This is a genomic window from Hyphobacterium indicum (genome assembly GCF_003129605.1).
Taxonomy (GTDB): domain Bacteria; phylum Pseudomonadota; class Alphaproteobacteria; order Caulobacterales; family Maricaulaceae; genus Hyphobacterium; species Hyphobacterium indicum.
The window spans coordinates 72,865-84,150 of record NZ_QBDX01000003.1; the positions used below are offsets into that span (position 1 = coordinate 72,865).

Consider the following 11,286-nt stretch of genomic DNA (forward strand, 5'->3'; position numbering starts at 1 on the left):
AACTCTGGGCAATACCCCAGACGGATTGCAATAACTCTCGCTTATGCTCATCGGATAAATTGAACGAGCGCACGAGAGGCAAATACTTATCAAGATCATGCCGTCCCATTTTTAATAACTTAAAATATTCAATAGTTTATATTTACAGTATACCATATCGGACGGGGTGCCCGTCAAACATAAAACGCCCTTCAAGCCTAGTGATTCCAAGGGTTTGCGAGAATTTTGGCTGCCAACCCCCTGAAATCGCTGAATTTTAACGATTTGTCTGTAACCGTTGATTTTTCTGGTGTTTTGGTCGTTTTTCATGGCCATTCTCGCAAAAATGGGGTCTTTTCGTCCCCGAACACGCACGCGAGTTTGCCATCCACCCCCTGTCTGGTAGTACCGGGCAAAAGAGAAGATTCCGGAATATTACAAAAGAATTCTGCGACTTATGATTTTTGATCCAGCCAAGTTCGGGCTTTTGAGCCATTATCCGCCGGATGCGCAGCAACGCATCAGGCGTTTGATGCTTGAAGACTGGAAGGCAGCTGGTGTGAAGCTTCCCACCTACATGAAGCTTGTCGCCCGCTTCATAGCCTCAACTGGCGTCTCAGAGGGCTGGTTAGCCAAGCTGTCTCATCAGACCATGGATAAGATGCTCAAATTGGCTTCGACGCCTCGATATGAGTTCTGGGCATGCCTTCACCTCTATCTGATCCGCAAATACGGCCCTTTGGATATCAGCCCCGAACTGACCGATCCCGAAATACTCGGCCAGGCCGTCTGCCGGTTCGGATCGATCACCGATGCTCCCGATCCAGGCGAATATGAGTTTGATGGGCGCAGCATTGTCATAGAGACTGAAGAAGGCCGCCCATACGGACTTGCAGAATGCGTCGAAACCCAGACGGGGCCGGATCCATTCGGCGTGAAAATAGAGCGCAAGCACCAAGGGATCGCCGTGGCGCAAGGTAATCGTATGGTCGCGGTCCTCCGCGATGCCGTTTCGCTTCAGATCACGACGATCGCTTTGAAGGCGGACTCATGACCGCCGACAGCCGCGATCGCATCAAACAGCTCGAAGCGTATATGCGGAGCCTTCCGGAGGAAGGGCGTCAGGACTTGGGCGCTGCGGCGCATCAGAGCGAGCATGGCGTATTCGATCTGGTGAAGAGCGGGGATGCCGCCGGGCTCTATGCCGCTTTGCAGCGTGATTCAGGGCTGGCGGAGCGCCAGGACCAAAACGGCATGACTCCGCTGCATTGGTCAGGGATCGATAAATCCGGCCTTCTGTTCGAGGTGCTCACTCAGGAGGCCTGTGCCGCACTCTGGACACGGGACAAGTCCGGGCGACTTCCGCTCGATGTAATGCGGGACGCCGGACAGCACGCCGTAGCCGACAAGGCCGAGCGCATAACCTATCCGCTGCTATTCCGGGATGAGCGGGCTGGCCCTGTCGAGCCTAAGAAAGTTGTAGCATTCGAGCGGAAATATGAAGCCTTTGGGAAGCCTGACACTGGTCCAAGCTACGCCCAGCATCTAGTGCCACAAGAAAAGGTGCCTCAGTCGAGGGCCAAAAGACCTGATCGCGATGAACGCGAGCGATGAGCTATCGAAGCGCGGGTTTGAATAGGTGCGTCGTCACATGCTGTGGAAGGTCTGAGATATCCGCTACTTCAATTTCTCTGGCTTGAACCTCTTGATTCTCAACACGCTCGGCATAAACAGGCCAGGCACTCGCAGGCCCACTGCCTTTTAGATCGACCAGCATAAGCCCCTTGAGATCAAGAACCTTTCGTTGCTCGCCGTGATCCAGCTCGACAGTGTCGAACTGGATCACACCCATGCCCGCTTGCTGAAAGCCAAAGATCGCAGTGGCGTGATCCGTATCGGGAATAATCTTTCCGTCCGCTATGCTGGTGCGTTCTCGACCATGCGCGTCGGTGAAGCGTGTCACCAGCCTACAGTCGAATGGGCTAGACTCAGATCCGATCGTTAACACGCACTCACAGAACTTTTCATCGGCATTGAACGGTGAAGGCCGCAGCAACCGATACGTGCCTCGGTACAATTCTAGAAACGCTTCGCTTTTCACGCTCGATTCACTGGTTAGCGCATTAAAGTGAAAGTAAATAGGTTCTTTTTCTTCGATTTGATTCATTCTAATATAATCTAAATATTGTTTATTATGTCTATAGTAACAAAAAGAGTGGAAAAATAGCAACTTATTTTTAGTAATATTACGACTATCGCTCATAATTCGCGACAACTCACTTGCTTCGAGATGAATATCGAGCGCGCTGACAGGCTTCAGGTCTAGCTCAGCAGCCAAGCGATCCATGACGGCCTGCTCTTGCGTGGAGCCAAACTCCGACATTTGCCGAACGAGTTCAGATTGGGACGCGTAGAACTTATCGACCAATACGATCTGCTTCAGGAAACCGCGTAGGCATCTTTCGATATCTTTCAATTGGGTCATTGCTCACCATTGACGCATTTTGTCAAAAGTCGCGCAATTCTATGCGAGCGTCTACCGGGGTTCCGCAAAAGCGCCGCTTTGGCTGTTCGCTCGCTCCGTGGGATGGTGCGGCCATCGTTGTTAACAGCAAATAAGGAGAGCGAACATGGACAACAAGTACAAAAACACCACGCCGCAGACTGCCGGGCAAAATGACGCCCGTTACGGCAACGGCCTCGCCACGCCGAGCCAGTTTGGCAACAACTCGAACGCCTACAACGCCTACGTGAACAACTACAACAACCAAAAAAAGAGCTAGGCGAAACCCGACTCGAATTGAAGGAGGCTCCCCGGAGCCTCCTTTTTTTTGGCAAACCTCTTAAGGTCGACCCGTTAGAGCAGAAGAAAGTGGAGGCGTTCAGCACAGAGTATTAGACCCTCTGGAAGCCAGATACCCGGCCTAGCTATGCTGGCAATATGGAGCCTTTGGTGAAGGTGCCCGAATGAGGCAATAAGGGCAAAGACCGGGATGATCGAGAGCTATAAGCTGCTTTAGAAAGCCTATCCGCGTACATTGATAAAGTCCCTTTATCCCCGAACGCGGATATTGCGTTTTTATCCGCGATCACGTATATTGAATGTTGGAGATTCAACATGATGATACGCGATACAAAACAACTCGGTGCGGCGCTTCAGCGTGAGCGAAAGCGCCGTGGCATGACTCAAACACAGTTAGCTGAGAAGGCCGGAGTCCGTCAGCAGACAATCTCAGCCGTTGAGCGCGGCAAGCCGCGCTCAGAACTTCAAGTCATCTTCGACATTATGTCGGCGCTTGGCATCGAAATGTCATTGCAAACGCGCAGCGGTAAGAGCACGCCCAGCCTTGAGGAGTTATTCTGATGGGTCGGAAACGAAAATCCGGCGCTTTAAACGTCGCGCTAAATGGCCGTCTTGTCGGACAGTTGGCGCGCGCTGCCGATGGCGCGACACGTTTTGATTATGCCCGTGAGTGGCTCGATTGGGAATATGCAATACCGGTCTCGACATCCATGCCGCTTGTTGATCGCCCGTTTACCGGCATGCCGGTTCGCGCAGTGTTCGACAATCTGCTTCCAGATGATGATCGTATCCGCGCAAGAATTGCGGCGAGAGTCAGCGCAGAAGGCACAGATGCCTTTTCCATGTTAGCTGCTCTCGGGCGAGATTGCGTTGGCGCGCTTCAATTTATTCCCGAAGATGTCATGCCTACACCGCCCGGCCCGCCGGAAGGTGACCCCATCACTGAGGAAGAAATCGCCGAACGTATTCGCTCTTTAAGCGTTGCGCCCCTTGGTATGCGTGGCGGTGATGACGCATTCCGAATTTCACTGGCGGGCGCACAGGACAAAACAGCGCTTCTTTATCATGATGGCAAATGGATGGAGCCTATCGGCACCACGCCAACCACCCATATATTAAAGCCTCAGATCGGAAAGGTTCAAACAGCCGATGGCGAAGTGGACCTGACCGAGAGCGTGCAGAACGAGCATTTCTGCATGGCACTCTGTCGCGCCCTTGGATTGGCAGTAGCGCAGACCGAAATCCTCAAGCTTGAGGATGACCTCCTGGTCCTCAGCATTGAACGGTTTGATCGCCGCCTTGATAACAAAGGCCGCCTGTTGCGGCTTCCCCAGGAAGATATATGTCAGGCGCTCGGCATCCTACCGACCGGCAAATATGAAAGCGACGGCGGTCCAGGCATCAGAGACTGCCTCGATCTCCTGAAATCGAGCGATGCACCGGACGACGACCGGCGGACCTTCATGAAGGCGCAGATTATCTTCTGGCTGATTGGCGCGACGGATGGGCACGCTAAGAATTTTTCCCTGTATCTGGAGCCGCAGGGGCGCTTCAGACTGACGCCGCTCTACGACATCCTCTCTACCCAGTGGCAGCATGATCGTCGCCAGATACCCCGCAATTCATTCCGGCTTGCGATGGCGATCGGAGACAAACGGCGCTACAAGGTGCCAGAGATCGCACCGCGTCATTTTGAGCAGACAGCAAAGCTCGTAAGCTTCCCTATTGCAGCGCTGCATGAGGTGATGGCCGAGATCGTAAAACAGCTTCCCAAAGCAATAGATGCTGTGAAGAAGGTGATCGATCCATCCGTACCGGACGCAATGGCCGAAGCTATTACCGCAGCAGCAAAGCGTCGTGCCGCTGAAATTGAGGCTTATCTGAGCAATTGAGCGGTATTACCGCCGTTTTAGACGCTTATTCTGCGCGCAAGATGTGTGTGGTAGTACCACACATCTTGCCAAAGGGGCCGCTGCGCCCCCTGTTGGATACCCCCGCTGTGGTGCTGACCAGGTATTGAACCCCCTCAGCACCATCCAATCGTATCGCCGATTGATCCCTCATCAGAGGCGGAGAATGCCCTCTCCCCTCCGACACCGCCCCATGTCCGAACGTGCAGCCGTTCGATCACAGATCAGTAGAGCCTCCAAGCTCCCCCGATACCCCCATGGCCATGTCATGGAGACACTGTCTGTGGACGCCTCAGCGGGACACCGTCAGTGGGACGATTTCATCGAGACCAGGAAGAGAGCTTTCGCGCTACCCTTCCTTGGAGCCATCCCATCGACCAAAGGGCTTGTCGCGCCCTTTGGAAACCTCGCTCAACCTTGCGCCGGTTGGAGAGCGCCCTCTTGAGAACAGATCGACAAAGTTGTGGGTAGCTTGCATCAATCGCTATCCGGCTGTGCTCACAATGGATACACTTTTCTCATGTCGGGCAAAGATTCAGGTTTTCGCATCCGCGTAGAGCGAGACCTTCGAGACAGGTTCATTGAAGTGTGTCGCTCTCAGGATCGGCCTGCTGCGCAGGTTATCCGTGAGTATATGCGAAGCCATATTGCGGATCATGAAGCCATAGCTGCGGCTCAGGTCCGTGACAGAGAAAATGACGATAAGGACGGGCTTGCGTGAAGGTAATAGACAATATCACAGCGCTCTTAGGCGATGATCTAAAAGCGAGCCTCGGTAAGGGCGACCGGCTGAAGATCGCTGCATCCTGTTTCTCAATCTACGCCTTTGAAGCACTGAAGTCAGAGCTTCAGAAGGTGGATGGCGTCGATTTCATTTTCACCGCTCCGACATTTGTGCCGGAGGGTGTTACTGACAGAATTCGCAAAGAGCGCCGGGAATTTTTCATCCCGAAGGCAGAGAGGGAGCGAAGCCTGTACGGCTCCGAATTCGAAATTCAGCTTCGCAACAAACTCACGCAAAGAGCGATCGCCCGCGAGTGCGCCGATTGGATTCGGAAAAAGGCGCGCTTCAAGTCGAACAAAACCCGGTCAGGCATGCAGCAATTCATGTGTGTTGACGGTCAGAAGCAGCCCACAGCGTACATGCCGATCAACGGCTTCACTGCTGTCGATCTAGGCTATCAGAAAGGTGATGCGGTTTCGAATATCGTCAATCGCTTCGACGGTGCGCCTCACACTGACACCTACCTTGATCTATTCGATCAGATTTGGGCTGATCCCGATAAGCTGGAGGACGTGACCGAGGCGATATGCACGCACATCGAGTCTGTTTATCAGGAAAACTCGCCGGAACGCATTTACTTCTTGATCCTCTACAATTTGTTTCACGACTTCCTCGAAGAAGTCGATGAAGATGTGCTTCCAAACGACCTGACTGGCTATCTGGATAGCGCTGTCTGGAACAAACTTTTCAATTTCCAGAAAGATGCAGCGACAGGCATCATCAACAAGCTGGAGACCTATAACGGCTGCATTCTCGCTGACAGTGTTGGACTTGGAAAAACCTTCACCGCATTGGCTGTTATTAAATATTACGAGCTGAGAAACCGCGCCGTTTTGGTGCTCTGCCCGAAAAAGCTCGCCGATAACTGGCAGAATTTCAACGCCAACCTAAAGACCAATATTTTTGCAAAAGACCGCTTCAACTACGATGTCCTCTGCCACACGGACCTGTCGCGCACGAGCGGCGAGTCGTTCGGGATGCCTCTTAACCGGGTGAACTGGGGTAATTACGATCTGGTTGTGATCGACGAGTCCCATAATTTTCGCAACAACGATATCTACAAAGACAAGGAGACCCGGTATCAAAAGCTGATGAACCAGGTCATCCGCGAGGGTGTGAAGACTAAGGTGCTGATGCTTTCAGCGACACCCGTGAACAACCATTTTTCCGACCTGCGAAACCAGCTGGCGCTAGCCTATGAGGGCCAATCGGAGAGCCTGAGCAAGAAGCTCAAATCACAAGCCAGCATCGAAGAGATATTTCGGCGCGCCCAGACCGCGTTCAATATCTGGTCCAAATTGCCACCCGAGGAGCGAACCGCCCCGTCGATCCTCAAAATGCTCGACTTCAATTTCTTCGAGCTTCTCGATAGCGTTACGATCGCCCGGTCGCGCAAACATATCGAAACTTTCTACGATACAACGGCCATTGGAAAATTCCCCGAGCGCCGCAAGCCATTATCCTTTCATTGCCCCCTCACCACGCGTAAGGACGTGATGAGTCTGAATGAAATCGTGGCGCAGCTTGGGATGATGAAGCTCGCTGTCTACGCTCCGCTGAGCTACATCCTGCCGAGCCGCATCGCAAAGTACGAGGCGCTCTACGACACGCAAGTCGAGGGCGGAAGGGGCGCGCTCAAGCAAGTAGATCGGGAACGCAGCCTCCAGGCTCTGATGACTACTAACTTGCTGAAGCGCCTTGAGAGTTCCGTTCAGGCGTTCCGGCTGACCTTGCGCTCGCTGAAGGCCAATTTGAACACGACCTTGGACGCGATCGCTGACTTTGAACGCAACGGCCACGCGTTTGAAATATCAGATTTTTCATCCGACGCGGCCAGCTTCGACCCGGACGACGAAGACCTGTCGGGGCTTGGGGATTTCACCGTCGGGAAGAAGGTTCGCATAAATTTAAGCGATATGGACGTGCAGTCCTGGACGCATGACCTCAAAGGCGACCTTGCACTAATCGATGCGCTTCTCGCTTCGATGGATTTGATCCGGCCTGAAGATGATACGAAACTTCAGCACCTGAAAAAGCATATCCGCGACAAGATCGACGCGCCGCTCAATGCGGGAAACAAGAAGGTCCTAATCTTCACAGCCTTCGCAGATACGGCGAATTATCTCTACGAGAATATCGCCGGCGACCTGGCAAAAAGCGCCGGGCTCCACGCCGGACGCGTTACCGGCTCCGACGCGCCGAAGACAACGCTCAAGAAGTCCTACGACTTCCAATCGATCCTGACGCTTTTCTCGCCGCGATCAAAAGACAAGCATCTCGTTCTGCCGAACGATGACGCCGAGATCGACATCCTAATCGCAACCGACTGCATCTCTGAAGGTCAGAACCTTCAGGACTGTGACTACCTGATCAATTACGACATCCACTGGAACCCGGTGCGGATCATTCAGCGCTTTGGCCGGATAGACCGGATCGGATCGCCGAACTCGGAAATCCAGTTGGTGAACTACTGGCCGGACATCACGCTCGATGAATATATCAATCTCAAAGAACGGGTTGAGAATCGCATGATGATCGCGGACGTCACCGCGACTGGCGACGATAACGTTCTGACAGCTAAATCCAGCGAGATCGCCTACCGGAAGGATCAGCTGAAGCGGCTCCAAGAGGAGGTGATTGAGCTGGAGGATGTGAAGACCGGCGTGTCGATCACGGACCTCGGCTTGAACGACTTCCGAATGGACCTTCTCAATTACGTGAAGGAACACGACGATTTGGAACGGATGCCAAACGGCATGCACGCGGTCGTGCCCACCGATCCAGAATTAGGCCTTGCGCCCGGTGTGATTTTCGCGCTCCGCAACATTCATGACGCGGTGAACATCAACCAGCAAAACCGCCTGCACCCCTATTACCTGGTCTATATCGGCCACGACGGTGAGATTGTCGCCGACCATACAGAGGTGAAGAGGCTCCTCGATCTGATGCGCGCCAGCTGCAAGGGCGAGTCTGAGCCAATTCAGGCTGTGTGCCGCCTCTTCAATGAGACCACCGATGACGGGCGAAATATGAGCCGCCAGTCAGAGCTTCTAAGCGCAGCCATCCGTTCGATGATCGAGGTGAAGGAAGAGAAGGACATCGATAGCCTGTTTTCTGGGGGAAGAACATCGGCGCTCGTGAATACGATCGCAGGGCTGGATGACTTCGAGCTGATCGCCTTCCTGGTGATCCAGGAGGCGCCATGACCGGGTGTTTCGAATATCCCAAAGCCGCCCGTTTCGGGCGCGTCGTGCCGAAATCGAAAATCTATGATGCCGGGGGTCTGAGCACGAAGCAGCGCCAGCGCTTTGTCGATCAGGTCGATCAAATCAGCTGGGCCTACAAGCTTGCACCTGAGACGATCAATCTCGCCGCCTCAACCAGCGTCCCTGAAATCCAGGTCTTTGAGCTGCGCATGCGTGGCTCTGATATCGATTACGAAGTGCTCCAGGCGATCGATAGGGCCATTCCATTCCCGATCCTGTTTGAACTACGTAAAGGCGAAGAGCGCAGACTTGTCGCGGCCTATAAGCGCCCAAGCGACGCCGACGCAGGCAAATGGGTTGTGAGCGAGCATTTCGCGGCGGATTGGGAGCCTGTGGATAAGCCGCGCAAATCGCTTCCCCGCGCCCTCGACCTTGGCGGCCTATATGATAAGGTATTGAAAGAATTAATTTCTGGAGCGCCCCTCGAAGGTGAAACGCTTCAGGATCGCGTCTCTCGGGTAGAGGCGATAAGGGCAAAAGAGCGCGAGATTGAGCGGATCAAATCGCGCCTGGCCCGCGAAAAGCAATTCAACAAAAAGGTCGCAATTAACGCCGAGCTGCGTGCTGCGACCGCTGAACTCAAACAACTTGGTGGCCGGGTCACAATAGATCCTGCCGCCAGCAAATAACGACGAATGGACGACCGATGGAAAAACTGAAGATGCACAGCCCGAACCTCACCGATGAGAACATTGCGAAAATTCGTGAGCTTTTTCCGGGCTGCGTGACGGAAGCCACGGATGAGAACGGTAAGCTTCGATATGCGGTTGATTTTGATCAGCTTCGTCAGGAGCTATCCGACCACATCGTCAAGGGGCCGCAGGAACGTTACCGCCTTGATTGGCCGGGTAAGCGCGAAGCTATCCTCACAGCAAACGCTCCAATCGCGAAAACTCTTAGGCCCAAGCGGGACTTAAGTGTAGAATTCGATAAAACAGAAAATATTTTTATAGAAGGTGACAATTTAGATGCTCTAAAACTGATACAAAACTCCTTCATGGGCGGCGTGAACATTATTTACATAGACCCTCCATATAATACGGGAGGTGATTTTGTATACGATGATGATTTCTCAGAGGATGCCGGTTCGTATTTTGAGAAATCCAAGCAATCCGTCAGCGATGGGAGCCGACTTGTTGCGAATCTGGAATCTAACGGGCGCTTTCATTCTGATTGGCTCACCTTTTTATACCCAAGGATTAAGATCGCCCATCGCTTACTCGCCGACGATGGCGTGATTTTCATTTCGATCGGAGACCAAGAAGTCGCAAATTTAAAGCGAATATGTGACGAAATATTTGGTGTAGAGAATTTTATCGCAAACTTCGTTTGGGAAAAACGCACTAATCGAGAAAACCGCAAAGTTGTCTCATCCCGTCACGACTACATCGTTTGCTACACCAAAGGCCGGTTTCAAGGTGTGCGGCCAATTGCTCAACTGCCAATGTCAGAAAAGGCTTTGGCGAATTACAAGAACCCCGACAATGATCCACGTGGGCCTTGGAAGTCAGACCCTGCTCACGCTCAAGCCGGACACGGAACAAAGGCACAATTCTATGACCTGAAGGCCCCTAATGGAAAAATCCACGAACTCGAGAGTGGTCGCTGTTGGGTATATACAGAAAAAGAAATGGAGAGAGCAATTCAAGAAGACCGGATTTGGTTCGGTAAAGATGGGAATGGCGTTCCGCGTATAAAGACATATCTCGAAGCTAAGGATCGAGGGCTGACTCCGGAGACAATAATTTTCGCAGAAGACGCTGGAACGAATGAGAGTGCGAAAAATGCGTTGAAGGAACTTTTTGATGGCAAGGCGGTTTTCGAAACGCCAAAGCCAGTGCCGTTATTGCAGTTTTTAGTTCAGATGGGGTCAAAGCAAGGTGGTGTAGCATTAGACTTTTTCGCAGGGTCTGGTGCTTTTGCTCATGCGGTAATGGAGCAATGTGCGGTTGACAGCATTCGGAGGAAGTGCATTTCCGTTCAAATTGATGAGCAAGTACCGGTCGGCTCAGAGGCTCAAAAGGCGGGTTTTTCTACGATCTCGGAAATCTGCTTGGAGAGGATCAAGAGGGCCGCGCAGAACATCTCTAATCAAAAAGAAGGTGACCTCGATCTTGATGCAGGCATTCGCGTCCTCCGCGTAGACACCACAAATATGAGCGACGACTGGTACTCGCCAGAAATGACGCAACAAGAGGCCCTTCTGGATGCTGTAGAAAATGTAAAGCCCGACCGGACTGACCCGGAAGACCTCCTATTCCAAGTGCTTGTGGATTGGGGCGTCGATTTAACACTTCCGATCAGCAGGCAAGAAGTCGGCGGCAGGACGGTCTTCTTCGTCAACGAGGAGCCCTATGACCTGATCGCCTGCTTCGATTACGGCGTGACCGAGGAGCTGGTGAAGGAGCTGGCCAATCATGAGCCAGCCCGTGTAGTGTTCCGCGACAATGGCTTTGTTTCCGATGCCGTGAAGATCAATGTCGAGCAGATTTTCAAACAGCTCTCCCCCGCAACCGATGTGAAATCGATTTAAGGGCGGGTGCG

The 11,286-nt window shown here is 52.8% G+C and carries 9 protein-coding genes; 8 read left to right on the top strand and 1 reads right to left on the bottom strand.

Going from position 1 to position 11,286, the window contains the following annotated elements; genetic code table 11:
- The first annotated feature begins 436 nt into the window (after positions 1 to 436).
- A complete protein-coding gene (locus tag DBR16_RS07520) occupies positions 437 to 1,033 on the top strand; it encodes a hypothetical protein (RefSeq protein ID WP_109260660.1) in 597 nt (198 codons plus the stop codon).
- The gene (locus DBR16_RS07525; RefSeq protein WP_109260661.1) at positions 1,030 to 1,593 is read left to right on the top strand and encodes a hypothetical protein; all 564 of its coding nucleotides are present in this window, start codon (positions 1,030 to 1,032) and stop codon (positions 1,591 to 1,593) included. Before DBR16_RS07520 ends, DBR16_RS07525 begins: the two co-directional genes overlap by 4 nt.
- A 1-nt stretch (position 1,594) precedes the next feature.
- On the opposite strand, the gene DBR16_RS07530 is transcribed toward DBR16_RS07525, so the two are convergent.
- The gene (locus tag DBR16_RS07530; protein ID WP_109260662.1) at positions 1,595 to 2,464 is read right to left on the bottom strand and encodes a hypothetical protein; all 870 of its coding nucleotides are present in this window, start codon (positions 2,462 to 2,464) and stop codon (positions 1,595 to 1,597) included.
- Positions 2,465 to 2,609: 145 nt separating this feature from the next.
- Between DBR16_RS07530 and DBR16_RS13985 the strand changes: the two genes are divergently transcribed.
- The 6 genes from DBR16_RS13985 to DBR16_RS07560 all read left to right on the top strand — a co-directional run bounded on the left by DBR16_RS13985 (position 2,610) and on the right by DBR16_RS07560 (position 11,275).
- Entirely contained in the window at positions 2,610 to 2,762 is a 153-nt protein-coding gene (locus tag DBR16_RS13985) for a hypothetical protein (RefSeq protein ID WP_161539438.1), read from the top strand.
- A gap of 335 nt (positions 2,763 to 3,097) precedes the next feature.
- Positions 3,098 to 3,343 carry a helix-turn-helix domain-containing protein gene (locus DBR16_RS07535; protein ID WP_109260663.1) on the top strand — a complete coding sequence of 82 codons (246 nt, stop codon included), beginning with the start codon at positions 3,098 to 3,100 and terminating at the stop codon, positions 3,341 to 3,343.
- Positions 3,343 to 4,674 (top strand): type II toxin-antitoxin system HipA family toxin, encoded by a 1,332-nt coding sequence (locus tag DBR16_RS07540; RefSeq protein WP_109260664.1) that lies wholly within the window; start codon positions 3,343 to 3,345, stop codon positions 4,672 to 4,674. The genes DBR16_RS07535 and DBR16_RS07540 overlap by 1 nt, the downstream gene beginning before the upstream one ends.
- 735 nt (positions 4,675 to 5,409) lie before the next feature.
- Entirely contained in the window at positions 5,410 to 8,682 is a 3,273-nt protein-coding gene (locus DBR16_RS07550) for a helicase-related protein (RefSeq protein ID WP_109260666.1), read from the top strand.
- Complete coding sequence (locus DBR16_RS07555) at positions 8,679 to 9,371, top strand: DUF4391 domain-containing protein (RefSeq protein WP_109260667.1); 693 nt, start codon at positions 8,679 to 8,681, stop codon at positions 9,369 to 9,371. The genes DBR16_RS07550 and DBR16_RS07555 overlap by 4 nt, the downstream gene beginning before the upstream one ends.
- A 17-nt stretch (positions 9,372 to 9,388) precedes the next feature.
- Entirely contained in the window at positions 9,389 to 11,275 is a 1,887-nt protein-coding gene (locus DBR16_RS07560) for a site-specific DNA-methyltransferase (RefSeq protein WP_170108331.1), read from the top strand.
- Positions 11,276 to 11,286 lie beyond the last annotated feature (11 nt).